Source organism: Variovorax sp. 01N429, assembly GCF_056399425.1.
In genome coordinates this window covers 108873-131719 of the sequence record NZ_JBFTRG010000013.1, presented here as the reverse complement: position 1 = coordinate 131719, position 22847 = coordinate 108873, and the positions used below count along the sequence as shown (strand labels likewise).

The 22847-nt window shown below is 63.7% G+C and carries 24 protein-coding genes; 6 read left to right on the top strand and 18 right to left on the bottom strand.

Annotation, left to right across the window (positions count from 1 at the left end; all coding sequences use genetic code 11):
- Positions 1 to 75: 75 nt before the first annotated feature.
- Positions 76 to 1137 (bottom strand): beta-keto acid cleavage family enzyme, encoded by a 1062-nt coding sequence (locus AC1DSF_RS22045; RefSeq protein ID WP_478183434.1) that lies wholly within the window; start codon positions 1135 to 1137, stop codon positions 76 to 78.
- A 148-nt stretch (positions 1138 to 1285) separates the two neighbouring features.
- On the opposite strand from AC1DSF_RS22045, the gene AC1DSF_RS22040 reads away from it, so the two are divergent.
- Complete coding sequence (locus tag AC1DSF_RS22040; protein WP_478183433.1) at positions 1286 to 2287, top strand: AraC family transcriptional regulator; 1002 nt, start codon at positions 1286 to 1288, stop codon at positions 2285 to 2287.
- A 268-nt stretch (positions 2288 to 2555) separates the two neighbouring features.
- Here the strand turns inward: AC1DSF_RS22040 and AC1DSF_RS22035 are convergent, their stop codons facing one another.
- From AC1DSF_RS22035 to AC1DSF_RS21995, 9 genes are all read right to left on the bottom strand, one after another.
- The gene (locus AC1DSF_RS22035) at positions 2556 to 2678 is read right to left on the bottom strand and encodes a hypothetical protein (protein ID WP_478127754.1); all 123 of its coding nucleotides are present in this window, start codon (positions 2676 to 2678) and stop codon (positions 2556 to 2558) included.
- A 166-nt stretch (positions 2679 to 2844) separates the two neighbouring features.
- A complete protein-coding gene (locus AC1DSF_RS22030; RefSeq protein ID WP_478127753.1) occupies positions 2845 to 3156 on the bottom strand; it encodes an NIPSNAP family protein in 312 nt (103 codons plus the stop codon).
- A 1-nt stretch (position 3157) separates the two neighbouring features.
- Positions 3158 to 3886 carry an SDR family oxidoreductase gene (locus AC1DSF_RS22025; RefSeq protein WP_478183435.1) on the bottom strand — a complete coding sequence of 243 codons (729 nt, stop codon included), beginning with the start codon at positions 3884 to 3886 and terminating at the stop codon, positions 3158 to 3160.
- A 28-nt stretch (positions 3887 to 3914) separates the two neighbouring features.
- Positions 3915 to 4844, bottom strand: coding sequence for a 3,5-dioxohexanoate:acetyl-CoA acetone transferase (gene kce, locus AC1DSF_RS22020; RefSeq protein WP_478183432.1), 930 nt, complete (start codon positions 4842 to 4844; stop codon positions 3915 to 3917).
- A 25-nt stretch (positions 4845 to 4869) separates the two neighbouring features.
- Positions 4870 to 6627: a CocE/NonD family hydrolase gene (locus AC1DSF_RS22015; protein ID WP_478183431.1), complete on the bottom strand. Its 1758-nt coding sequence runs from the start codon at positions 6625 to 6627 to the stop codon at positions 4870 to 4872.
- A gap of 33 nt (positions 6628 to 6660) precedes the next feature.
- Positions 6661 to 7629 (bottom strand): Bug family tripartite tricarboxylate transporter substrate binding protein, encoded by a 969-nt coding sequence (locus AC1DSF_RS22010; RefSeq protein ID WP_478183430.1) that lies wholly within the window; start codon positions 7627 to 7629, stop codon positions 6661 to 6663.
- Positions 7630 to 7732: 103 nt separating this feature from the next.
- Positions 7733 to 8704, bottom strand: a complete 972-nt coding sequence (locus AC1DSF_RS22005) for a LysR family transcriptional regulator (RefSeq protein ID WP_478183429.1) — start codon at positions 8702 to 8704, stop codon at positions 7733 to 7735.
- Between the two features lie 145 nt (positions 8705 to 8849).
- On the bottom strand, positions 8850 to 10496 hold the full coding sequence (locus tag AC1DSF_RS22000) for an acyl-CoA synthetase (RefSeq protein ID WP_478183428.1): 1647 nt from the start codon (positions 10494 to 10496) through the stop codon (positions 8850 to 8852).
- 57 nt (positions 10497 to 10553) lie between these two features.
- A complete protein-coding gene (locus AC1DSF_RS21995; RefSeq protein WP_478127747.1) occupies positions 10554 to 10973 on the bottom strand; it encodes a DUF1330 domain-containing protein in 420 nt (139 codons plus the stop codon).
- A 337-nt stretch (positions 10974 to 11310) separates the two neighbouring features.
- On the opposite strand from AC1DSF_RS21995, the gene AC1DSF_RS21990 reads away from it, so the two are divergent.
- Positions 11311 to 11703, top strand: a complete 393-nt coding sequence (locus tag AC1DSF_RS21990) for a hypothetical protein (protein ID WP_478127776.1) — start codon at positions 11311 to 11313, stop codon at positions 11701 to 11703.
- A gap of 240 nt (positions 11704 to 11943) precedes the next feature.
- On the opposite strand, the gene AC1DSF_RS21985 is transcribed toward AC1DSF_RS21990, so the two are convergent.
- From AC1DSF_RS21985 to AC1DSF_RS21960, 6 genes are read right to left on the bottom strand one after another with little or no spacing between them, the layout of a single operon-like run.
- Positions 11944 to 12498: a hypothetical protein gene (locus tag AC1DSF_RS21985; RefSeq protein WP_478183427.1), complete on the bottom strand. Its 555-nt coding sequence runs from the start codon at positions 12496 to 12498 to the stop codon at positions 11944 to 11946.
- A gap of 28 nt (positions 12499 to 12526) precedes the next feature.
- Positions 12527 to 13234: a DUF899 family protein gene (locus AC1DSF_RS21980; protein WP_478183426.1), complete on the bottom strand. Its 708-nt coding sequence runs from the start codon at positions 13232 to 13234 to the stop codon at positions 12527 to 12529.
- A gap of 56 nt (positions 13235 to 13290) precedes the next feature.
- Positions 13291 to 14541 (bottom strand): NAD(P)/FAD-dependent oxidoreductase, encoded by a 1251-nt coding sequence (locus tag AC1DSF_RS21975; protein ID WP_478183425.1) that lies wholly within the window; start codon positions 14539 to 14541, stop codon positions 13291 to 13293.
- Entirely contained in the window at positions 14538 to 14855 is a 318-nt protein-coding gene (locus AC1DSF_RS21970) for a non-heme iron oxygenase ferredoxin subunit (RefSeq protein ID WP_478143441.1), read from the bottom strand. Before AC1DSF_RS21970 ends, AC1DSF_RS21975 begins: the two co-directional genes overlap by 4 nt.
- A gap of 19 nt (positions 14856 to 14874) precedes the next feature.
- On the bottom strand, positions 14875 to 15345 hold the full coding sequence (locus AC1DSF_RS21965; RefSeq protein ID WP_478143440.1) for an aromatic-ring-hydroxylating dioxygenase subunit beta: 471 nt from the start codon (positions 15343 to 15345) through the stop codon (positions 14875 to 14877).
- A 1-nt stretch (position 15346) separates the two neighbouring features.
- Positions 15347 to 16612: an aromatic ring-hydroxylating dioxygenase subunit alpha gene (locus tag AC1DSF_RS21960; RefSeq protein ID WP_478183424.1), complete on the bottom strand. Its 1266-nt coding sequence runs from the start codon at positions 16610 to 16612 to the stop codon at positions 15347 to 15349.
- Between the two features lie 127 nt (positions 16613 to 16739).
- Here AC1DSF_RS21960 and AC1DSF_RS21955 point away from each other — a divergent pair, with 127 nt between their 5' ends.
- Positions 16740 to 17654, top strand: a complete 915-nt coding sequence (locus AC1DSF_RS21955) for a LysR family transcriptional regulator (protein ID WP_478127773.1) — start codon at positions 16740 to 16742, stop codon at positions 17652 to 17654.
- A gap of 7 nt (positions 17655 to 17661) precedes the next feature.
- On the opposite strand, the gene AC1DSF_RS21950 is transcribed toward AC1DSF_RS21955, so the two are convergent.
- Both AC1DSF_RS21950 and AC1DSF_RS21945 read right to left on the bottom strand, forming a co-directional pair.
- The gene (locus AC1DSF_RS21950) at positions 17662 to 18771 is read right to left on the bottom strand and encodes an ABC transporter ATP-binding protein (RefSeq protein WP_478183423.1); all 1110 of its coding nucleotides are present in this window, start codon (positions 18769 to 18771) and stop codon (positions 17662 to 17664) included.
- 53 nt (positions 18772 to 18824) lie between these two features.
- Entirely contained in the window at positions 18825 to 19577 is a 753-nt protein-coding gene (locus tag AC1DSF_RS21945) for a FadR/GntR family transcriptional regulator (RefSeq protein ID WP_478183422.1), read from the bottom strand.
- A 148-nt stretch (positions 19578 to 19725) separates the two neighbouring features.
- Between AC1DSF_RS21945 and AC1DSF_RS21940 the strand changes: the two genes are divergently transcribed.
- The 3 genes from AC1DSF_RS21940 to AC1DSF_RS21930 are packed head-to-tail and all read left to right on the top strand — an operon-like array spanning position 19726 to position 22845.
- A complete protein-coding gene (locus tag AC1DSF_RS21940; protein ID WP_478183421.1) occupies positions 19726 to 21093 on the top strand; it encodes an ABC transporter substrate-binding protein in 1368 nt (455 codons plus the stop codon).
- A gap of 16 nt (positions 21094 to 21109) precedes the next feature.
- The gene (locus AC1DSF_RS21935; protein WP_478143436.1) at positions 21110 to 22006 is read left to right on the top strand and encodes a carbohydrate ABC transporter permease; all 897 of its coding nucleotides are present in this window, start codon (positions 21110 to 21112) and stop codon (positions 22004 to 22006) included.
- Positions 22003 to 22845 carry a carbohydrate ABC transporter permease gene (locus AC1DSF_RS21930; RefSeq protein WP_478183420.1) on the top strand — a complete coding sequence of 281 codons (843 nt, stop codon included), beginning with the start codon at positions 22003 to 22005 and terminating at the stop codon, positions 22843 to 22845. Before AC1DSF_RS21935 ends, AC1DSF_RS21930 begins: the two co-directional genes overlap by 4 nt.
- Positions 22846 to 22847 lie beyond the last annotated feature (2 nt).

Below are 22847 nucleotides of genomic sequence, written 5' to 3'. Positions count from 1 at the left end.
ATGTGTCTCCTTGGGGGATTCCGACTGCCGCAGGGACGCCGCGATACGCTGCCGCGGCGATCCCTGCGTGCTGACTCAGGCGACCTTGCGCAGCGAAACGCTGCGCTGCGCCGCCGCCGGCGTCCGGTTCGGCGGCATGCCCAGACGCTCGAGGGTCTCGTCGATGGATGCCCACTGAGTGCCGATCTGGTAGATGCGGTGCACGTCTTCGCCCGTCGCGATGTCCCGGTTGAGTTCGCGGGCAATGCGCACCATCTTCTCGATCTGCTGCACCGAGGTCGCGCGTTCGCCGTCGGGTCCGAAGAGCGTGTCCTCGATACCGACGCGCACATGCAGGCCCAGCGCGATGGCCAGGGTGTTCATCGGCACCACGTTGCGGTTCAGGGTTTCCAGCGTTAGCACGGCGCCTTCGGGCGTGCGACGGGCGAACTCGATCATGTCCGCTGGATTCAGTCCTGCCGCGCCGCCGCCGATGGCCACGTAGTTGAGGATCAGCGGGCCGGTGTAGGCGCCACGCCGGATCAAGCGTTCGACCGTTTCCAGTTGCGTGAGGTTGCCCAGCATGAAATGTGGCTGGATGCCGTTGGCGACCAGGCGCCGGATGTGTTCGACATGCCAGGACGGATTGGACGGCACGATCATGTCGCGGTAGGCCGCCTGCAGTGCCGGGTTGGTGAGCGAGGTGCCAGCCACATCGGCTTCGGTCATCAACTCCATCACGTTCATCTGGTTGGTGTTGATCGCGACGGTCACCTGGTCGGGCCGTGGATTCAGTTCGGCCAGCATGTGGCGCGTGTCGTCGTTCAGCCACTTCGCGGCCTGGCCCTCGCTCTCCGGTGCGAAGGAGATCGAGCCGCCAACCTGAAGGACCATCTTCGGAACCGCTTCGCGCAGCCGGGCAATCATCTCGTTGAACTTGGACAGGCGCTTGCTGCCTTTGCCATCTTCTTCGCGCACATGCACGTGGAGCACAGTGGCGCCGGCGTTGTAGCAATCGACGGCCTTCTGGACCTGCTGGTCGAGCGTGACCGGAATATCGTCCGAGTCGCCGGGCGCCCATTGCGGGCCGTAGGGCGCGACCTGGATCACGAGTTTTTCCTGGTTTTCAGGCAGCAGGGAGTCGTCTAGGAAATGCATGGTTTGTCGTCCTGGTGGGTTGTCGGTTCAAATGAATTTGCTCGGTGCATGGTTGCGGTTCGGGCCAGGGAAGTATCGAGATCGCATGGATTTCGGTTTGACAAATCGCGACAATGGTTTTGCATATCGCGACACCGCAGGAACTCGGATGGCCTACTTGCTACGCAGCGCGAGCCTGACCAATTACGTCGAAGTAGCGCGATCGGTCGGACTCGACCCCTACCGGCAGTTGAGTGCCGCGGGCATCAACAGGTCGGTGCTGCTGGATCCGGACATCAAGATTCCGGCCGAGGCGGTGGGGCGCCTGCTGGAAGCGTCGGCGCAGGCGGCGGGCATCGATGATTTCGGGCTTCGCATGGCCGAGACCCGCGAACTCTCCAACCTTGGACCCCTTGGCTTCGTGGCGCGCGAAGAGCCGACGCTGCGCAAGACGCTCGCATCGATCGCGCACTACCTTCGGCTGCAGAACGAGGCGGTATTCCTGAGGGTCGAGGAAACGCAAGGCCTGGCCATCATTCGCGAAGACATGCTGGGTGGCTTTCCCGGATCGGTGCGCCAGGCGACGCAACTCATGCTCGGCGTCCTGCACCGGATGCTGAGGATCATTGTCGGCGCGGAGTGGAGGCCAGGCCGGATCTGCTTCACGCACCATGCGCCGGCCAGCCTCGCCGTCCACACGCGGGTCTTCGGCTCGGCGATCGCATTCAACCAGGACTTCGACGGCATCGTGTGCCTGGCCTCGGACCTCGACGCCGCGATCCCGTCCTATGACCCGGTCATGGCGCATCAGACGCGCCAATACCTTGACGCGATGCTGGCGCAGTCCAATGCCAAGATGTCCGACCAGGTCAGGAAGCTGGTCCTGGCGCTGCTTCCATCGGGCGCGTGCTCGGTGGAACGGGTGGCGCAGCACCTGGGGGTCGAGGCGAGGACCGTGCAACGCCACCTCGCGCAATCCGGCGAAAGCTATTCGTCGATCCTCGATGCGGTGCGCTCGGAACTGGTAACGCGCTATGTGGAAAGCAGCGATCGCCCACTGTCCGAAGTCGCGACGCTGCTGGGTTTCTCGTCCTCAAGCGCGTTCTCCCGATGGTTCGGGAGCCGCTTCGGCTGTAGCGTCTCGAAGTGGCGTCGCAGGCCGCCGGACTGAGATCGAACGTTGCATGAGCAACGTGATCAAGTCGAATCCATTTGCCATCTTGCAGCGCGACCGCAAAGCACACACATGTCGCCGATTGCCCATTTCTGTGGCGGTCAAGTGGTCAAGTGTGTCATCACGGCATCGTAGCGAACGGTCGCTTCAGAGAAAACCGTACAGCCGGTTCGGGCCCAAACCGGGCTTACAGCAGCCGGCAATGGAGCCCAGAAGCGGCCGTTGGGAGCTCACTGCACCTGCGCCGGCGGAACTTTGAAACCCGTCAGGGACCGCGATAGTCGGGCTGATCGGGCACGTGCGGGAAGGGCTTGTCATAGGGCCGATTGGCGTGGCCGAGCGCGAGATAGAGCACGCCGCCGTCGCCGGCCGGGCGGCGATAGAGCATCGGGCGATCGGCTTCCTCGAACTGGATGCCGCCGAACGCTTCGCCGCCCCAGCGCGTGTGGAGCAGCAGCGAGCCGCAGCCGCGCGAAATCGAAGTCGTGGTTGCGGCGGGGGCTGCCGCACACCAGCGCGGCGACGAGCGGGCGCCGCATCGCGTCCTGCATCGGCTAGGCCTCGATGAAAGGAGCCGGCATCAGAAGTCTGCTCTCCTGCCGGATGAATAGAGGAGCGACCTCCGCGACATACGCTTGCCACGCAGGGAGGTTGGCGAGCGCGGCGCGCCGACGCATCCGGTCCTCGAACGAACTGAATCCCCAAATGAAGATCACTTGGTTCAGGTCCCCGACTTCCGTCGTGTAGCAGCCGGCCAAGTGCCCGAGCACGTCACACTGAAGCGACTTGCCTTTTTCTGCGTAGATGGCGAGGTAGTCCTTCAGGCGTGAGGGCGGCAACTGGTAGGTCCGCATCTCGAAGAGCATCTTATCTTCCGCCCGAAATGTCGATGACAGCACCATGTACGTACGACGAGCGTTCCGACGTTAGCCAGAGCACAGCCTCAGCGACTTCGGCCGCAGTGCCCGGACGCCGCATCGGGATCGTCGGCGCAATGCTTTCGATGAGCTTTGCGCCTCCGAACTCATTGTGCATTTCGGTGACGATGACACCGGGTCGAAGGCTGTTCACCCGAACGCCGAGTGGCCCGAGCTCCTTGGCGAGCGCGATGGTCATGCCGTCCAACGCGGCTTTCGTGGACGCATAGTGCACAAGCCCGGGCATGCCGCCATGGCGTGCCGCGGCCGACGAGACGTTCACGATCGAGCCGCCTTCGCCGCCGCTGGTGCGGCTCATGCGCCTGACAGCTTCGCGGGAACAGTAAAACGCGGAAAACACATTCGTCTCGAAGATCCGCCGCAACCTGTCCTCGTCGATCTCGGTGATCGGGCACCGGCTACCGGAGATGCCGGCGTTGTTCACCAGCGCGGAGACAGGGCCCAATTCCTCGTCAACTTCGGTGAAGAGCTTCGCGGCTCCCGCGCTGGTCGACACATCAGCGCAGATGGCCACGGCCCTGCCTCCTTGACGAGCGATATCTCGCACGAGCGCTTCCGCGGCATCGCGATCACTCCGGTAGTTCACTGCGACCCCGTAACCCTCCTTCGCACCAAGGAGCGCAATCGCGGCACCAATACCCCGGCTAGCGCCGGTCACAACAAGCACTTTCGACACGTTCGTTCCTTCAGAAGTTGACGCCTGTGGCGCCCTTTAGCTGCAGGCGCTCGCGCGCCTCCTCGGCAGACGCGATCTCCAGCCCCAATCCTTCAATCAGCTTTCGCACGGCCCGGACCTGGTCCGCATTCGACTCAGCCAGCTTGCCGGGGCGGAGCCAAATGGAGTCTTCCAGGCCGACGCGCACGTTTCCGCCCATCGTTGCCGCCTGCGTCGCCACTCGCAGCTGCGCGGCGCCTGCCCCGATCACTGACCAGTGGTACTGGTCCCCGAACAGCCGGTCGGCCGTCCGCTTCATGTGCACCACATCCTCCGGATGCGTCCCCGCTCCTCCAAGGATGCCGAGGACAGACTGGATGAAGAGAGGAGCCTTCAACATTCCGCGGTCCAGAAAATGCCGCAGGTTGTAGAGGTGCGCGGTGTCGTAGCACTCGAACTCGAAGCGGGTGCCCGTCTCGTACCCGACCCGCAAGACGTGTTCGATGTCTTTGAAAGTGTTCCTGAACACGAGGTCGCGGGTGCTCTCCAGGAACGGAGCCTCCCAATCGAACCTGAAATTGCTGAAGCGCTCCAGCATGGGGTACATGCCGAAGTTCATCGATCCCATGTTGAGCGAGGCGACTTCCGGCTTGAACTCGATCACAGGTTGAATGCGCTCGCTTACCGTCATGCCGGGCGCACCGCCCGTGGTGATGTTGATCACCGCATCGCATCGCTCCTTGATCTTCGGCAAGAACTTGCCGAATGCGTCCGGCGACTGGTCCGGGCGCCCGGTGACGGGGTCTCGCGCGTGCAAGTGGATGATGGCGGCGCCAGCCTCGGCCGCACCCACGGCTGCGTCCGCAATCTCCTGGGGGGTGATCGGCAGGTGGGGCGTCATCGAGGGCGTATGGACACTGCCGGTCACGGCGCAGCTGATGATCACTCGGTGTTGCTTCACGAAAATGGTCTCCTGGAGGGATGAATCACGCTCGAGGCGGGATCACGGGAAGAAGGATGGAAGACGGATGCGCCGGACCGGTATGGATCGTGACCCGCCCACCGAACACCGACCGCGGACGGTCCCGCTCGTCGTCATGAACGAACGCCCCACAGCCTCGCATCTCGTGTGTGGGGTGCAACGCCATCACGGGTGGGCCGGCGTATTCGAAGTCCTTGCCACGGATGCTCAGGGCCAGTCGGTAGCCAGGCGGCACCACGATGCTCGTCGGCCAGATCTCCACGTCGACTGGATAGACCTCGCCGGGCACGAGCGGGATGATCTCGTCGTGCGCATGCCAGGGCCGCCAGGGCTTCGAGCGCCCTGCGTCCAGCTTCCGGTGCGACGCACGCAGCCACCCTTGCGCGATCGGCGTGTTCGGGTCGTTGGCGCCTTGGAAGGTGACTTCCTTCATGTCGGGCGTGAATAGGCGAACGGTAAGAAAGAGATCCGCGTCGGTGGTCTCGGAGGAAACGTAGAGACGGGCTGCCAAGGGCCCCGTCACCTCGAGTTCGCTGGTCGAGGGCGGCAGCATGAACACCAGGCCCGGCCCGAGGGCCTCGTAGGTGACGGATGCGTTGTCCACCGGGACGGAACTGTCGAGGCCCGCATGCCCTGGCTCCAGGTAGTAGTGGGTCCAGCGCGTGTCCGGAATGGGCCATGCCTGCTCCTTGCGCGCAACGAACCTGTCCACGTGCCGGATCTGCAGGTTCACCGGAGGTTCGGCGTCCCAGCCGTTGTTCGCGCCCTTCAGGAAGTGATCGAAGAACCTTTTCTGCAGGGCGACCGAACTGGCGATGTAGAACGAAGACCAGTGATCGCCGCCATGCATCTCGAGCCACTTCTGCTTGGAACTCGCTTCCATGAACCCTTCGGTGTTGCCCCGCAGATGCAGGCCGAGCCCTCCCCAATTGCCCGCCGAGAGAAGCGGCACGTCGATGGCGTCCCATCGTGCCGCCCGAGCCTCGAAATACGGGTCCGGGAGGGGCCGGCTCGTCAGCTCTTGTTCAAGGTCCACCCGGTTGGACCGGAGAGCCTCGTCACCCAGGGTCTCGGGGCCTGCAACCAGCTCACCCGTCACGCGACTGCGCGGACCGCGGTCACCAGCGCCGTGCTGGACGGTCACGACTTGGGGTTCGAACCAGGCCTTCCACAACGACGTGCAAGGGATGCCACCGTGGCGCACGGCGTCCCGATAGAGGTCGGCGGCGCCTTCCCAGACACAGATCGCCGACAGCGCCGGAGGACGGCGCGATGCAGTAAACCACTGGTTTATGCCGTAGTAGGAAATCCCGTTCATGCCGACTTTGCCGTTGCTCCACGGCTGTGCTGCGGCCCAGGCAATCGCCTCGCAGATGTCGCTGATCTCTCGCTCCGACCAGGGATCCAGCAGTCCGGGCGAGCGGCCGGCGCCGCGGCTGTCGACGCGGATGCACACATAGCCATCGCACACCCATTTCTCAGGATCCACCGTTTCCCAGTTCTGGTAGCGACCGCTGGATCCCTCTGCCACATCGGGATGGCTGCGGATCATGCCTTCCCAAGCAGCCGGATAGCCGTCCTGAAAGGCCAATCCCTTGCCGTAAGGGCCATAGCTGAGGATCACGGGGTAGCGCCCCTTCTCCACCGGACGAAACACGTCGGCACGCAGAATCGTTCCGTCATCCATGGTGATGGGGACGTCCCAGTCCACAACGACGGCGTCAGCGATCGCGGCAACTTCAGACTCGTTCATTGGTTTCATTGCGTTGTCCTTTGGCTTGTCATGTCGCGACTTTCAAATCTGGACGTTCAACGACTTGATAAGCGGCCGCCACTGCGCCTCGTCCGCTGCGACCTGGCGCGCAAATTCCTGCGGCGTGCTCGGGGTCGGTTCTATGCCCCTCGCAAGCAACTTCGAACGCACGTCCGCGCCGCGGAGATAGTCGCTCGCGTACAGCGCCCACTGATCCAGCACCGGACGAGGCGTCCCTTTCGGCGCAAACAACCCGAGCCACACTCCGAGTACCAACTTGAGGCCAGTCTCGGTCAATGTCGGGACATCAGGCAATTGGGACAGGCGTTCGTTGGATGCCACTGCGAGCGGGCGGACCTTTCCGGCCTTGATGAGGCCGCCGGATGACGCCACACTGTCGGCGAGGAAGTCGATCTCTCCGGCGACCAGCGCCTGCACGGCCTGCGGCGTTCCCTTGTACGCGACAGGCGTCGCTGTCGCGCCAACGGTCCGCAGGTAGAGTTCGCCAATCAGGTGCGACATCGAGCCAGGACCGATCGTGCCGTAATTCAACTTGCCCGGATTGGCCTTGAGCGCCTCGGCAAGCTCCTGGGCGGTGCGGTACTTGGAATCGGCCGGCACGATCAGCACCCCGTCCATCCGCCCAATGCCTGTGACTGGCTCGAAGTCGGTTGTGCCGCTGTAGGGGGACTTCATGGTGACGGCGGGTCCTGTCACGATCGAGGTCGTGGAGCCGTACAGCAGCGTGTAACCGTCCGGTGCGGCACGCTGGGCGAGTTGCGTGCCGATGGTGCCGCTTGCGCCGGGGCGATAGTCAATGACGAGCGGCTGACCCGTGGCCTTTTGCATCGAGCTGCCAATTTCTCGCACTTCCGCATCGCCCGGCGATCCGGCTGGGAACGGAAAGATGAGCGTTACCGGGCGGTGTGGATAGTCGTTGCTACCCTGCGCGTGCAGTTGGGTTCCCAGCATCGACGCGATCGATCCGGCGATCATGTTTCGCCTGTTCATACGACTGTCTCCTCTAGTAGTAATGTGACTTGAGGAGAGGTTAGCAACCGGGCGATAGCGGCGGAAATGCTTTCGCGGCATGGAGCCCATGCCGATGCGGGTGTCACGTCAAAGGTGGCGGACCGGGCCTGTCCTCTGACGGCATGAACCCCTTCAGCCTGGCAAGTGGCCAGCGACCGGTGGACATCTGCTCGTGTGCAACTTGACGAAGCATGAGTTGCATGCGCTGGCCTGCAACGGACAACCCCTGTTCGCGACCTTTGATCAAGAGCCAGGAGATCACCACGCCCTCGATGGGTGCCATGGAGATGGCACCCCGCTCAAGCAGGTCGCTCCCGGAACACAGGGGCAGGGTTGTGAAGCCCAACCCTGATTCCACGGCCTTCAGCACCAGTTGCCGAGTGTTGACCTCCATCGCAACGTTGAGGCGCAAATTGCGCTCGGCCATCGCACGTTCAACGATCATGCGTCCCACATTGGGGCGGCTCATCGCGACCATCGGCCGATTGACGAGATCTTCCAGTGTCAATGGCTTGTCCATGGCAAGACCTGATTCGGGTGGGCCGAGCAGACACATTGGCTCTTCGATGAACGGGTAGGCTTCGAGACTGGCGAGCGGTTCGCCGGAGGAGACCACCGCCATGTCGGCCTTGCCCTGTGCAACCATCGACCACGCGTCGAGGACTCCGCTTGAGCCTTCGAACACCCTCAGCAAGACATTGGGGTAGCTGGTCCTGAACCGCTGTATGACCGGAAATGCGAGCAGCTCCGACATGGACGGAGGCAACGCGATCGTTAGCACACCGCTAGGATCGCCAGACCGATCTCGAACCTCCGAGCGCACCCGATCGAAGTGCCGCAGCAGTTCGACGGCGCTCTCGCGAAGGCATTCGCCGGCCTCCGTGAGCGTGATGCCGCGTTCGGAACGGTGCAACAGAGCCGCGTCGAGGTCTTCTTCGAGCGAGCGCATCTGGCGCGACAGCGCCGGCTGGGCGATGTGCAGGACCTCCGCCGCGCGCGTCACGCTGCCGAGTTCGGCGATTTGGAGAAAGTAGCGCAGCTGCCTAACGTTCATGGCTTCCCAAAAGCCGTGCCTCGGTGGCGCCGAAGTGGCGACATTGCGCTCCGATGGCGCGACCTGAGACGGGGCCAGCAGCAGTCTACTCTGCAGCAGCTATGGCGTACCGGGGTAGGCCCCACCGTCCATTGACGTTACAGGCTCAGATGTCGATTGCCGCAGCCGAACCGGCCTGCTTGCGAAGCTCGAACTTCTGGATCTTGCCGGTCGAGGTCTTGGGCAGCTCGCCGAACACCACCGCCCTGGGCACCTTGAAGCCCGCCAGGTGCTTCTTGCAATGCGCCACGATATCCGCCGCCGTCACCTGGGCACCGGCCTTCAGTTCAACGAAGGCGCAGGGCGTTTCGCCCCACTTGGCGTCCGGCTTGGCGACAACGGCGGCGGCCAGCACGTCCTGGTGGCGGTACAGCACGTCCTCCACCTCGATGGAGGAGATGTTTTCGCCGCCCGAGATGATCACGTCTTTGCTGCGGTCCTTGATCTTGATATAGCCGTCCGGATACTGCACGGCCAGGTCGCCCGTGTGGTACCAACCGCCGGCAAACGTTTCAGCCGTCGCCCGTTGGTTCTTCAGGTAGCCCTTCATGGTGATGTTGCCCTGGAACATGATTTCGCCCATGGTCTCGCCATCCATCGGCACCGGCTTCATGGTCTGCGGGTCCAGCACGCGGGCCGAGCGCTGCAGGTGGTAGCGCACGCCCTGGCGGGCGTTCAGGCGCGCGCGTTCGCCAATGTCCAGCGCGTCCCAGGCCGCGTGCTTGGCGCAGACAGTGGCCGGTCCATAGACCTCGGTGAGCCCGTACACGTGGGTCAGGTCGAAGCCCAGCCGCTCCATGCCTTCGATCATCGAAGCAGGCGGCGCCGCGCCGGCGACCATGGCCTTCACGCCCTGAGGCAGGCCCTTCTTCATCTCGTCAGGCGCATTCACCAGCATGCCGTGCACGATCGGCGCGCCGCAGTAATGGGTCACGCCATGGCGCTTGATCGCGTCGATGATCGCGCCGGCATCCACCTTGCGCAGGCAGACGTTGACGCCCGCGCGCGCGGCGATGGTCCACGGAAAGCACCAGCCGTTGCAATGGAACATAGGCAGCGTCCACAGGTACACCGCATGCTTGGGAAGGTCCCACTCCAGGATGTTGCTGATGGCGTTGATGGCCGCGCCGCGGTGGTGGTAGACCACGCCCTTGGAGTTGCCCGTGGTGCCGCTGGTGTAGTTCAGCGCGATGGCGTCCCACTCGTCGCCGGGCAGCTGCCAGGGGAACTGCGGGTCGCCCTGCGCCAGGAACGCCTCATAACTGATGCTGCCGATGCGCTCCGCCGCGCCCGTGAAGAGCGTGTCTTCCGCATCGATCACCAGCAGCGGCCGCTTTTCCTTGCGCAGCGCCAGTGCCTTCTTCACCACGCCCGCGAACTCGGCATCGACGATCAGCGCCTTGGCCTCGCCGTGGTCCAGCATGAAGGCGACGGTCTCCGCGTCCAGCCGCGTGTTCAGCGCATTGAGCACCGCGCCTGCCATCGGGATGCCGAAGTGCGCCTCGACCATGGGCGGCGTATTGGGCAGCATCACGGCCACGGTGTCGCCCTTGCCAATGCCGCTATTGGCCAGCTTACCGGCCAGCTGGCGGCAGCGTGTGTATAGCTCGCTCCATGTGCGCCGCAAGTCGCCATGGACGACCGCGGGCCGGTCCGGGTACACCTCGGCTGCCCGTTCAATGAACGACAGCGGCGACAACGGCGCGTGATTGGCTTCGTTGCGCGGCAGGTCCTGGTCGAAGATGCCGGTCATGTCTTGTCTCCTGGTGCGATCCGGTTTTCCGGTGTGGCTGTAGCGTAGTCCTGGGCTTCAAGAAGTAAAGCCTTCCACGAACACGAGTTCCGAGCGCGCGCCCCCGTGTCGACCTCGGACGATCGCCTGATACTCCGGAGACCGATACCAGGCTTGCAAATCGTCCATCGAAGGGAATTCGATGACGACGAGCCTCGCGGGCTGCCAGGACCCTTCGACGACCTCGGTGGCGCCGCCACGGACAAGGAACCGTCCCCCGAACTTCGGCAACGTCCCGGCCGTATGACGTCGATAGGACTCGTAAATGTCAGGCGTGTGGACTTCGATATTCGCGATGCAGTAGGCGGGCATGGTGTCTCGGTGCAAATGCCCGGGAGCATAAAAGCCGTTGCCGTCGGCGCGGAAATGCCGCCTCGGCATGACGGCGATGCCGTCTCGTTTGCCAACCGCGGCATGTCCGTCATCCCGCGACTGCATTTCCTGGACTGCGAGGTCCTTTCTATGCTCAGTTCGCTGGCAACCACCTAAACCAGCATCATGCGCCTGGGGATCGCTGCAGGTGCGTCGTATCGCATCGGTTTGCAGCGGCGCATTCCTGCTGGCCGCAGCGAGGCTGCTCGACGGCAAGAAGGTCGCAGCCCACAGAACTCGGCAAAGGCCACTTGAGGGCGCTCACGCCCCCATCAATCTCATCGCCTTCATCGCCAGAGCAGCAAGCGGTGCGCAGCCAGTGGCGCGCGAGGCCGCATTAATCGATTGGCAAGACGCTGAGGCCGGCCTACATTGGTCTTCCACTCACCAAGGAGATCGCAACATGCCCATTCGCATCGCATCGATGACTCACCGCATCGCGAAGAACGGCGCGATGCTTCACAAGGCCACGATGGACCGTGTCCACTCGCTGGGGGCGGACCACGAGCCGTCCGAAGCCGAACAAAAGCTGGCCGAGGAGCGCCGCCTGCTCAAGGAGGAGCGTGCGAAGCGCCAAGCGCAGGCGCTGCTGCCGAGGGCGAAGGCCATCGACAAGTTGGTGAGAACGCATCACCCGGAGGCCAAAGAGAAGCCGAAGGAAAGAAAGGAGCCTAAGGAAGCCAAGAATTCCAAGGCTGGCAAGGCGCACAGGCCCTCGCGGGGCGAGAAGCACGCCGCGCAGGCGGCGGCGCTGCAGGCCGCGAGTAGGGCGCCGAAAAAGACGACGAAGACATGAAGACGCGCTTTGGCGCCCCCGGCTATTCGATCCCGCTCAGGCAAGCAGACGGCAGCGAGGTGTTCGAGGAGGTAAGCCGCAGCGACACGAGAAAGAAGGAGCCGTCGACAAGGGCCGCGGCGCGAGCATTTCGACAGTCGCAAGCGCCAAGACCCGACGCGCAAGACACTCGGCCGGCTCATCTTGCGTCCGCCAGCAAGGCACATGCCATCCGCCTGCGCCGGGCTGCTCACGCCCCGGCTATGCGCGCCGACGCCACGAAACGATGCGCCGGACTCGCCGGAGCCAGGACGGCCAGCCGTTGGTCCGACCGATGGCGACCGCCCGAAAGATGGCGCGATGCTCTTCCAGGGCCATGTTGAGTGCGTGCAGGTTGCGCTCGTTGTAGGCCCAGGTGCCGGAGACGACGATGAGCCCCGATTGCGCCGGCGTGACCTGGACATTCGTCGCACCGATGCGCTCGACGGCCGCCACGCGGGACGCCGCCTGAAACGCCGGATCTCCAACGCCCGGCATCGGGCGCGAAGACGCGAAACGGATGACCTGGACCTGCGGGTAATGGCGAGTGATATAGGCGCAGGCTTCGTAGAACAGCAACGCGCCGACGTTTCGCGGCTCCCCCTGCGTCACGGACGTGGGTGCGAAGCTTCCGAAGTACACCTCCGTGCCGCCATTGCGGAGGCGCACCGGATCCACGCGGCCCAGAAACAGGCGGCCGGCGAACATCAGCATCGGCTGGCCCAGTTGATAGGGAGCGCCGCCGGGTCCGATGATCTGTATCAGCTGAGATGCCATGAAGCCGAAGCTTGCCTTATTGGGCCTCCTAATACTGGAGCTTCGGATACCAGTCGGTCCCGCGTCCGCCGGGCGTCAGGTCCAGGATCAACCAGAGCGGGGCGATGTCTGGCGCGCCGCGCGGATCCTGGCCGGGGTCGGACATCTCGCCGGTCATTTCAGACGCCCAGAACAGCCGGACCTTGTCGCCGTCGCGCTTGAACACGATCAACGCCGGGTATTCGCTTCCGTCCGGCTGCAGCACGCCGATGTCCTTGGCATAGTCGTCGCCGACCGTCTGCACGAAATTCAGGTCACGCCAGCCCCGCTCCTGTGCGAAAGCGTACTGCCGCCCGACGGGCGAACGCCCGAGCACCTTGAGCGCGACACGCTGCTTGATGTCGGCTGCGTTGCCGTTCAGTGCCCCGAGCAGGTTGGTACACATCGGGCACGGCCGCTCGCGCTGCGGTCCATACATCCAGAAGTAGGTGACGAGCGTGTCCTTGTCGCCGAAGAGATCGATCAGCCCCGCCTCGAATCCCTGTTCGTCCTTGAAGCGGTAGTCCTTGTCGATGACCGGCCCCGGCGGCAACGCCTGGCGCTGCTCGACCATGCGCGTCATGTGACGACGAAACTCGATCTCTTCGGCCAGCAGCGCCTCTCGCGCAGCATCGTATTCGGCGGACGAGCCCGGGAACGGTCTCTTTGCCTTCTTTGCCAGATCGGCGGCGGGGATCAGTGTCTGCGTCTCTTGCATGCCTTTGCTCCTTGTCTGCAAACAGGAGTATGGAAAAGAACGCTGATTCCAACAAGTCAGGATGCCTGGACCTTTGTGAGTGGCACGCCAGGGTTCGCCAGTCGGCTCGCATCGACACTTGCGCGAAGCTCGATCAGGCGTCGCGCAAACCGCAAGTCCTTTGCCGAATTGGGGCCCATCGCCGCAACGACCCTGTCTCCATCGAGAAAGAACATGACGAAGCTTTTGGAGTCCCGGTCGCCTCTCACCACGACCTCGTGAGCGGGCGAGGGCACACCAAAGATCTGCAGATTGATGTCGTACTGATCGGACCAGAACCAGGGCAAGGGCTGGTGATTCACTTCAATGCCCAGCGCTGACCTCGCCGCAGCAATCCCTTGCTCCTGCGCGTTTTGCCACGACTCGAGCCGCATCCGTCGCCCGGCCCAATCGCAGTGCCAGTTCGCTACGTCGCCCGCGGCGAAGATGTCGGCATGCGACGAGCGGCACTGCGCGTCGACCACGATGCCGCCGTCGCAGTCCAGTCCTGCTTCGCGCGCGAGTTCGTCGTTGGCGATCAAGCCCACGCCAATCAGCACGGCATCGCATGCGAGTCGGCGACCATCGACCAAAGCGGCCATCAAGCCACCTTGCGGCGCGGGCATCAACTGCTCGACGCCGGTGCCGAGCTCGATGTGGACACCGTGCGAAGCATGCAGTTGGTGCAGATAGCCCGACATCTCCGGCGGGACCGTGCGTTCGCACAGGCGGCCCATCGCTTCAACCACCGTCACATGCATGCCTTTGTTCTTCGAAGTCGCGGCGACTTCGAGACCGATCCAGCCACCGCCAACGACGAGCAAGCGCTTGCCTGGAGACAGAGCGGCACCCAACGCCTTTGCATCCTCGATGCTCCGCAGAGTGAAGACGCCGGGCAGATCCGCGCCGGGAATGCTCAGTCGCCGCGCGCGACCGCCATTGCACAAGATGAGCTTGTCGTATCCGACGGAATATGGGACGGAATCTCCCCGCGACAGGTGAAGCCGCTTCGCGGCCTTGTCGATGAATGTCGCCCTGACGTTCGGCCGCCAGTCGATGTCCAATGCGTCGAATGCCTCGGTCTTCATCAGATAGGTGCTCTCCGCAGTTGCTTCGCCCGAGAGCACGGCCTTGGACAAAGGTGGACGCTCGTACGGCCGATGCGGCTCGTCGCCGATCAGGACCACGCGGCCTTTGAAGCCCTCGGCACGCAAGGTCCGCGCAGCCCATCCGCCAGCCTGTCCGGCGCCGACGATGGCGATGGTCTCCGCGACAGTCTCGGCGGTCATGTCAGCGAAAGGAACACCCGGCCGGCTTCGATCCTGACCGGGTACGAACGGATCGCCTCGGTGACGGGCGCGCAGGTGGGTTGCCCATTGCGCACGTCGAACTTGCCCTGGTGCAAGGGGCATTCGATCTCATGCCCCTCGAGGAAGCCTTCGCACAGCCGTGCATGGCCGTGGGTGCAGATGTTGTCGGTCGCGAAGATCTGGCCATCCACGCTGTAGAGCGCGATGTCACGCCCGTCCACCACCATGCCAATGACATCGTCGACCGGCACATCGTCCACGGGTGCGGCATCGGTCCAAAGCTGCTCGTTCATGTCTGCTCTCGTTATGTTCTTAGAGTGGATAGATGACGGAGTTCGGGATCATCTCGCTGTCGTAGATGACGAGTCGCGACTCGAACTTGAGGCCCTGTTCGGTGCGCACGACGATGTCGACATATCGCCCGACATTGAAGACCGACGATAGCTCCGAAAGCTTGGTGCGAAACACGGCGTAGTTGGCCTCGCATTCGAACCGGCCGGGCTCCGACTTGCGCACAACCGGCGCACCAACGACGTGGCGCTGGTAGTAAGGGTCGTGGAACAGCGTCTCCCGAATGCCATAGACGCGGTCCTTGAGCATTCCCTTGCTCTCGAAAGACAGCGTCGCAAGTGGAAAGCCTCTCTCGAAGTTCTCTCGCGGCTGCAGTCGATAGGTGCAGTCTTCAGTAAAGAACTCGGGCCAGAGTTCCCAATGGCCGGAACTGACGGCGCTCGCGTAGTCGGCATAGAGCTGGTTCAGCTCGAAGTAGTCTCTGAACTCCATCTCATGCCTCCATGACTTTGCGCCAGTACTCGTACATGCCGCGAATCAATGTCTCGGTGACCATGTGGTCGGTATCGCCGACCTCACGCCCGCCCAGTTCGGCCAGGGTTCGATGAAATGGCTTCTGCTCGAAGCCCTTTTGCGAAAGCTCGATCACTTCGCCGTCATCCGCCGAGACGAATCCCGCGGGTCCGAAAAGATTGGCCTGGCGAAGGCGGCGCTTCGTCATCACTTGGTCGTCGTCCTCGAACCCGAAGTGCGTCCAGACGAAATCGAAGCTGCCGGGCCCGCTCGGCTGGATGTGCCGCGTCGAGACACTGTTGACCTGCTGCTGCAGGATCACGCTCGGGAACAGCGTCATCATCACCGCCGTGGGGCCGCCCCACCAGGGCTCGGGCACGATGTCGAGAAAGCGGTCGTCGTTGAGCTGCATGCTTTCCTTGAAGCTCGATACCTGCGTGACCTGGTCCGCCTTGCCGCTCGCGCCGCGCGTCGAGATCATCGCAGCGTGCCGGTGGTGCGCGTCCATCTTCAGCTCCGACTTGTTGTCCGCGCGCCAGAGCCCGAAAGTCACGAACCAGGTGTGGAGCAGTCCTGGGTGGTAGGGGTCCTTGATGTTCTCCTGCATCAACTTCCAGTTGCCTGGAATGCGCTGGCGGTTGTAGCCGAGCAGCTTCAGCTTGCGGCCATTGAACAGCCGGTCGAAGTAGCCGAGGATTGCCGGACCCATGAAGTCTTCGAGCGATTCGACATCGTGATCGAAAGAAGCGAAGACGACACCGCCACGGGTTGCGACTTTCAGCTTGTTGAGCCCGTGTTCCGCGGGCTTGAAGTCGGCCGGCATGCCGCCGTTGACCTTACCGTCCTGCTTGACCCCGCGCCGGAAAGGCACGCCCTGCAAGTCGCCCTTGAGCGTGTAGTTCCACTGGTGGTAGGGGCAGGTGAATCCGCCATCTTTCTTGTTGCCGTGCCGCTCGCGGCAAAACTGCATGCCGCGATGCGCGCACACGTTCTCGATCACATTGATGGCGCCTTCGGCGTCGCGGACCATGATGACGGAGCGCTCGCCGATCACCGTGCGCGTGAAATCACCCGCGTTCGGGATCTCCGCTTCCAGGCCCACGTAGCACCAGTGGCCCCGATAGAAGAACCGTTCGAGTTCGCGCCGATGCTGGTCGGCCTCGGTGTAGGCCATGAAGGGGATGCGGCTCGTGCCTTGGTCTTCCCAGTGGATCTTCTGGGGGAAGACGGCCGATGTGTCGTCCATGCGTGTCTCCTTGTGTCGTGCGGCTTGTCGCGCGGTTCAATGATCGTCAAGGCATCGTCATCGTTCAATAGAATACGGCGAATAGTCTTTATTGATTTGGCGAATGTGAATGTGGATGTGAATGATCATGGAGCTCAAGGACATCGATCTCAACCTCCTGGTGGTTTTCAATCAATTGCTCATTGACCGCCGCGTCTCCAAGGTTGCGACCAGCCTTGGGCTTTCGCAGCCCGGAGTGAGCAATGCGCTGGCGCGGCTGCGCAAGCTCACCGACGACCCGCTCTTTCTGCGCACGCCCAAGGGCATGGAGCCCACGCCTTTTGCCCAACAGCTCGCGGAGCCCACGGCGCGTGCGCTGCAGGTGATTCACGCGGCCATCAATCAGCGCGCGAGCTTCGACCCCGCCACTTCGACGCGCGCTTTCACGGTCGGCATGACCGACATCGGAGAGATCTACTTTCTCCCCAAGCTGATGAAGGAGCTGTCGCGCGTGGCGCCGGGCGTCTCGCTGAGCACCGTGCGCAACGCGGCAGTGAACTTGCAGGACGAGATGGAAGCAGGGCACGTCAGCCTCGCGATCGGATTGCTGCCGCAACTCAGGGCCGGCTACTTCCAGCGTCGGCTGTTCAAGCAGCACTATGTCTGCATGTTCCGGCGCGGTCACGCGCTCGACAAGCGCTCCATTTCCCTCGGCGAATTTTCAGCGGCCGATCATGTCGTGGTGATCTCGGAAGGGACCGGCCATGGGCAGGCCGACGAACTCCTGAGGCGCAGGAACATCGCACGCAAGGTCGTGCTCACGGTGCCGCATTACGTCGCGGTCGGGCACATCCTGCATGACTCCGACCTGGTTGCTACGGTGCCCGAACGCCTCGCGCAGGCGCTGGTGGAGCCCTTCGGCCTGTCATACGTCCGCAATCCCGCCAAGCTGCCGGAGATTGCGATCAGCTTGTTCTGGCATGGCCGTTATCACAAGGACCCAGCTATCACATGGCTGCGGTCGCTGATTGTCCGGCTGCACGGCGAAAGCCCGCCGGCTTGAGTGGCGTTCAGGCCATGGCCATGGCCATGGCCGGTGCGGCACGCTTCAGTGCGGCTTCGTTCGCATCGAAGAAATGCAGCGCTTCCGGCGCGAGCGCGAGATGCAGCGTGCGGGGCAGTTCGGTGTCGGCGCCGGGCGTCAGTAGCACGAGTTCGCCGATCGGCGACCGCAAGTAGCAGAAGGCGCGATCGCCCAGTTGTTCCACCGCCAGTGTTTCGCAATCAGCGAGTTCGAGCGCGACCTGGCCGGGCAGCGGCGTACCGATGCGCACCTGCTCGGCCCTGAAGCCGAACGTGCTGACGTCGCCCTGAAGCCGCTGCGGGACGCGAACGGTCATGTCGCCGATCCGCAGGCGCGTGCCTTCGCTGTCGGTCTCCGTTGCATCGACCTTGAAGAGATTCATGCGCGGCGTGCCAATGAAGCCCGCCACGAAGAGATTGGCCGGCGAGCGATAGAGCGCAAGCGGAGAGCCCACCTGTTCGATGTGGCCCTTGCGCAGCACCACGATCTGGTCGGCGAGCGTCATCGCTTCCGTCTGGTCGTGCGTCACGTACACCGCGGTGGCTTTGAGCGAGCGCTGCATGCGCGCAATCTCCAGCCGCAGTTTCACGCGCAATTCGAGGTCGAGGTTCGACAGCGGCTCGTCGTAGAGAAAGACTTCGGGCTGGCGGATCATCGCGCGGCCCATGGCGACGCGCTGGCGCTGGCCGCCCGAGAGTTGGCGCGGGTAGCGGTCGAGCAGCGCCGTGAGTTCGAGCGTGCGGGCGATTTCATCGACGCTCTGCTGCTGCCGCGCGGCGTCGACCTTGGCCATGCGCAACGGAAACGCAAGGTTCTGTCGCACCGTCTTGTGCGGATAGAGCGCGTAGTTCTGGAACACCAGCGCGCAGCCGCGTTCGGCGGGCGGCACGTCGTTCATCACGCGACCGCCAATGATTACCTCGCCGCCGCTGGGTGTTTCGAGCCCCGCGATCATCCGCAGCAACGTGGACTTGCCGCAGCCCGATGGGCCGAGAAGCACCGTCACCTGCCCGTCGGGCATCGTGAGATCGAGGCCCGGAATGACTTCGACGTCGCCGAAGCGCTTGCTGATGGATTTCAGTTGAATGTCTGCCATGTGGGGCGTCCCTGGAGGTCGGAGGTCAAAGATTGGAGATTGCAGATCGGAAGTCAGGTCGATGGCGCGGCGGCGGATCTCGCCACGCCGCGCTGGATGTTCGTTTCAGTGAGACCGAGCAGCTCTTCCATCGCGCGGCGGGCGGCGGCCGGCTTGCGCGCCCAGATCTGGTCGAGCACCTCGCGATGCAGCGGCAAGCTCTTGCGAGGCGCGCCGGGCTGGCGTGTGGAGAGCTCGAACGAGGTTCGCAGCGCGGCCTGGATGGTTGCACCGAAGGCGACGAGGAACGGATTGCCAGTCGCCGCCAGGATCGCGTGATGAAACTCGAGGTCTGGGCCGGCATAGGCGACCGCGTCCATGCCGGCCGCGTCCATCATGCGGTAGGCGCGCTCGATGGCGGCAATGGCCGAATCGGGCGCCGATGCCGCTGCGATCTCGCAGGCCGCCGGCTCGACGATGCGCCGCAGTTGCATCAGGTGCTGCGCCATCTGCACGCGGTCATTGCCGGACCACGCCCAGCGCAGCACGTCTTCATCGAGCATGTTCCATTGCGTGCGCGGCAGCACGCGCGTGCCGGCCTTCTGGCGCGACGCGATCAGGCCCTTGGCCTTGAGACGGGTGAGCGCCTCGCGTACCGACGTGCGCGCCACGCCGAGCTCATCGGCCAGCTCCATCTCAGTCGGCAGCGGTGATCCATCTCCCCATTCGCCGGCGATGACGCGGCTCGCGAGGGCCTCGGTCACGGCCATCGGGCCGCGCCGCAGGGCAGCGCTCGGCGCTTCATGTTTTTGTTTATCGTCGGACATATTGTTTTCGAAAATAAGGTTATCCGACCTGAAACAGGCCTAACTTCCGGGTTTACCATGAGAAAGATCAATTTATTTGTCTGTCATATTCTTCATCAGCCGACCACACAGCCGACACACGGATGAACCGGAAGAAAGAGAAACGACCATGAGCCTCCCGCACTCTCTCGACATCGACCCGAAACGCCGCAGCCTCCTGAAGGCCGCGGCCGCCAGTGCGGCGGTCGGCGCAGGCAGCCTGCTGGCGTTTCCGGCCATCGCGCAGGCCAAGCCCTTTGCCGGCGTCAAGCTGCGCGGTGCGGCCTACCAGCACGGCTTCTTCAACATCCTGCGCAAGTACATCCCCGAATTCGAGCAGCAGACGGGCATGACGGTCGACCTGCAGTTGTCGGCCTTCCCGGTCTACAACCAGCAGGCCGACCTGGAGCTGTCGTCGGGCGGCAGCGCCTGGGATTTCTGCAACGTCACCTTCATCCTGGCCGCACGCTGGGTTGCCGCGGGCCTGCTCGCCAACCTGAGCGACTTCGCCACGGACCCCAAGCACACGCCGGCGAACTGGAACCCTGACGACTTCGTGAAGGGCGCGCAGCTGCCGTATCTCGACAAGGCCGGCAAGGCCTACGGTTTCGCGTGGGAGGGCGGGGCGATGCTGATGGGCGTCAGCCGCACCGACCTCATGAAGAAGCGCGGCGTGGAAGCACCTCGCACTTTCGACGAACTCATGAAGGTGGCCGAAGCCATCAACGGTCAGGACGGCGTCACAGGCTTCGTCAGCTCGAATCTGCATCACTGGTTCCTGCCGCCGTACATCCAGGGCTACGGCGGCGACCTTTTCGTCAAACCGCCAACCGACATCACGCCCGCGCTCGACTCGGCCGCCTCCATCCAGGCGACGGAGTTCTATTCGAAGCTGCTGTCCAAATACAGTCCGCAGGGCGTGCTCGGCTACACCGAAGACCAGGCGCGTGCGGCGCTGATCAGCGGGCGCTCGAACATCTTCATTCATTCGAGTTCATGGGTGAGCGCGATGCTGACTGCGCCCGACAGCAAGGTGAAGGACACGGCGCGCGTCATGCGCATGCCCGCCGGCCCCAAGGGCGACTACCCCGCATCGAACAGCCAGGGCCTCGGCATTCCGAAGAACGCGAAGAACAAGGAAGCCGCCTGGGAGTTCATCAAGTGGACGTTGAGCCCCGAGCTCACCGCCCGCATCGTGAAGGACACCGGCCATCCTTCCGTCTGCCGCCGCTCGATCATCGAGAGCGCGGAGTACAAGCGCATCAACACCATCAACGGGCAAGACCTCGGCAAGCTCTATCTCGAAGTGCTGGAGCAGCCGGGCAAGACGCACAACTACATGGCCTATCGCACGGTCAAGGAATTCCCGCTCGTCGGCGATGTGGTCAACAAGGCGGTCGAACGCGTGGTCTCGGGGCAGCAGAGTGCGGCCGACTCGATGAAGGCGGCGCAGGAATCCGCCGTCTCGGCGCTGCGTCGCTCGGGCGCGAAGGTGTGAACGCCGGCTTGATCACATGAGTGGGCAGTCTTACGACCTGCAGCGCCGCCGCTTCACGCGGATGGCGATTGCGCCGAGCCTCATCTTCCTGCTGATCGTGGCGGGGCTGCCGACGCTGTTCCTGCTCGTCACGAGTCTCACGCCGGGCGCGCTGGTCAATCCCGGCTCGCTGGGCGATTTCTCGGACCCGCTGCGCAACTACAAGCTGCTGGGCGGCGACGAGCGCTTCGTCGGCTCGCTGGCCGTGCAGGCGCGGTTGTCGCTCTACACCGTGGTGCTGCAGGTGCTGCTGGGCACCGGGCTCGCACTGCTGGTGCATTCGGGCCAGGAGCGCTGGAAATCGCTGCGGCATCTTTTCGTCATCCCGATGGTGCTGCCTCCGATCGTCGTGGCGGTGATCTGGAAGCTGGTCTACACGCCCGACATCAGCCCGATCTATCAAGCCGCGCACGCGCTCGGTATCGCCTTGCCCGCGCTCACCACGCACGTCGACTTCGCGCTGTGGTCGATCGTCATTGCGGACACATGGGAATGGGCGCCCTTTACCTTCCTGATGGTGCTGGCCGCACTGCAGACGCTGCCCGCTGAATACGTCGAAGCGGCGCGCATGGATGGCGCCGACGCCTGGCGGGTGTTCGGCCACATCGTGTTGCCCTACATCGCGCCGGTGCTGCTGGTGTGCACGCTCTTCCGGCTCATCGACAGCATCAAGGCGTTTCCCCTGATCTTTCTGTTGACCGGCGGCGGACCGGGCTCGGTGACCGAGGTGACCAACTACTACGCGTATCTCGTGGCATTCAATTTCGGCGAACTCGGGTATTCGAGTGCCATCACCGTGGTGCTGCTGGCCGCGACGGTGCTGATCAGCTGGGGTGCGATGCGCCTGAGCCGCAATGCGGGGGCGGCGGAATGACGACGACTTCATTGCACAAATCGCCCTGGCGCAAACGCTGGCCCGTCGCGCGCTGGGCCGTGCCGCTGATCCTGTTTGTCATGCTGCTGCCTTTCCTGTGGCTGCTGCAGATGTCGTTCAAGCCGACGCCGATGATCCTGGAGTTTCCGCCGCGCGTGATCTTCATGCCGACGCTCGAACACTACGTGGGACTCTGGCAGGCGGGATTTCCGGAATCTTTCGTCAACAGTCTGATCACGAGCATCGTGTCGACACTGCTTGCGCTGATCTTCGGCATACCGGCGGCCTATGCGCTCTCTCGCTGGACCGGGCGCGGACGCTTCGGGATCGGGCTGGGCATCCTGCTCACGCGCATGGCGCCGCCGATCGCTTTCACGATTCCGTTCTTCCTTGCCTATCGCTGGTTGGGGCTGCTGGACACGCGCACGGGGCTGATCATGATCTACATGACCTTCAACCTGCCGCTGGTCATCTGGATGATGCAACCCTTCTTCGACGCCGTGCCCGCATCGCTCGAAGAGGCGGCGTTGATGGACGGCGCGGGCTTCGGCACCGTGTTCCTCGAAATCGTGATGCCGATGGCAACGGCGGGCATTTCGGCCACGGCCATCCTGTGCTTCCTGTATGCCTGGAACGACTTCTTCTTCGCGCTCATCCTCACGCGAACCGACGCGCGCACCGCGCCCGTCGCGGTCGTGAACTTCATGAACTACGAAGGATGGGAGTGGGGAAAGATCGCGGCAGGCGGGTCGCTGGTCATGGCGCCTGTGCTCGTCTTCTCGATGCTGGTGCGGCGCTATCTCGTGAGCGGCTTGACCGCCGGCGCTGTGAAGGGTTGACG

Coding starts and splice junctions, on each gene's coding strand:
- AC1DSF_RS21960 (WP_478183424.1), bottom strand. CDS start 16,612: ATGGACGACACATCGGCCGTCTTCCCCCAGAAGATCCACTGGGAAGAC.
- AC1DSF_RS22005 (WP_478183429.1), bottom strand. CDS start 8,704: ATGAACGTTAGGCAGCTGCGCTACTTTCTCCAAATCGCCGAACTCGGC.
- AC1DSF_RS21995 (WP_478127747.1), bottom strand. CDS start 10,973: ATGCAGTCGCGGGATGACGGACATGCCGCGGTTGGCAAACGAGACGGC.
- AC1DSF_RS21950 (WP_478183423.1), bottom strand. CDS start 18,771: ATGGCAGACATTCAACTGAAATCCATCAGCAAGCGCTTCGGCGACGTC.
- AC1DSF_RS22040 (WP_478183433.1), top strand. CDS start 1,286: ATGGCCTACTTGCTACGCAGCGCGAGCCTGACCAATTACGTCGAAGTA.
- AC1DSF_RS21990 (WP_478127776.1), top strand. CDS start 11,311: ATGCCCATTCGCATCGCATCGATGACTCACCGCATCGCGAAGAACGGC.
- AC1DSF_RS22000 (WP_478183428.1), bottom strand. CDS start 10,496: ATGACCGGCATCTTCGACCAGGACCTGCCGCGCAACGAAGCCAATCAC.
- AC1DSF_RS21965 (WP_478143440.1), bottom strand. CDS start 15,345: ATGGAGTTCAGAGACTACTTCGAGCTGAACCAGCTCTATGCCGACTAC.
- AC1DSF_RS21975 (WP_478183425.1), bottom strand. CDS start 14,541: ATGACCGCCGAGACTGTCGCGGAGACCATCGCCATCGTCGGCGCCGGA.
- AC1DSF_RS21930 (WP_478183420.1), top strand. CDS start 22,003: ATGACGACGACTTCATTGCACAAATCGCCCTGGCGCAAACGCTGGCCC.
- AC1DSF_RS21970 (WP_478143441.1), bottom strand. CDS start 14,855: ATGAACGAGCAGCTTTGGACCGATGCCGCACCCGTGGACGATGTGCCG.
- AC1DSF_RS21945 (WP_478183422.1), bottom strand. CDS start 19,577: ATGTCCGACGATAAACAAAAACATGAAGCGCCGAGCGCTGCCCTGCGG.
- AC1DSF_RS21980 (WP_478183426.1), bottom strand. CDS start 13,234: ATGCAAGAGACGCAGACACTGATCCCCGCCGCCGATCTGGCAAAGAAG.
- AC1DSF_RS21985 (WP_478183427.1), bottom strand. CDS start 12,498: ATGGCATCTCAGCTGATACAGATCATCGGACCCGGCGGCGCTCCCTAT.
- AC1DSF_RS22035 (WP_478127754.1), bottom strand. CDS start 2,678: ATGCTCTATCGCCGCCCGGCCGGCGACGGCGGCGTGCTCTATCTCGCG.
- AC1DSF_RS21955 (WP_478127773.1), top strand. CDS start 16,740: ATGGAGCTCAAGGACATCGATCTCAACCTCCTGGTGGTTTTCAATCAA.
- AC1DSF_RS21940 (WP_478183421.1), top strand. CDS start 19,726: ATGAGCCTCCCGCACTCTCTCGACATCGACCCGAAACGCCGCAGCCTC.
- AC1DSF_RS22015 (WP_478183431.1), bottom strand. CDS start 6,627: ATGAAACCAATGAACGAGTCTGAAGTTGCCGCGATCGCTGACGCCGTC.
- AC1DSF_RS21935 (WP_478143436.1), top strand. CDS start 21,110: ATGAGTGGGCAGTCTTACGACCTGCAGCGCCGCCGCTTCACGCGGATG.
- AC1DSF_RS22045 (WP_478183434.1), bottom strand. CDS start 1,137: ATGCATTTCCTAGACGACTCCCTGCTGCCTGAAAACCAGGAAAAACTC.
- AC1DSF_RS22010 (WP_478183430.1), bottom strand. CDS start 7,629: ATGAACAGGCGAAACATGATCGCCGGATCGATCGCGTCGATGCTGGGA.
- AC1DSF_RS22030 (WP_478127753.1), bottom strand. CDS start 3,156: ATGCTCTTCGAGATGCGGACCTACCAGTTGCCGCCCTCACGCCTGAAG.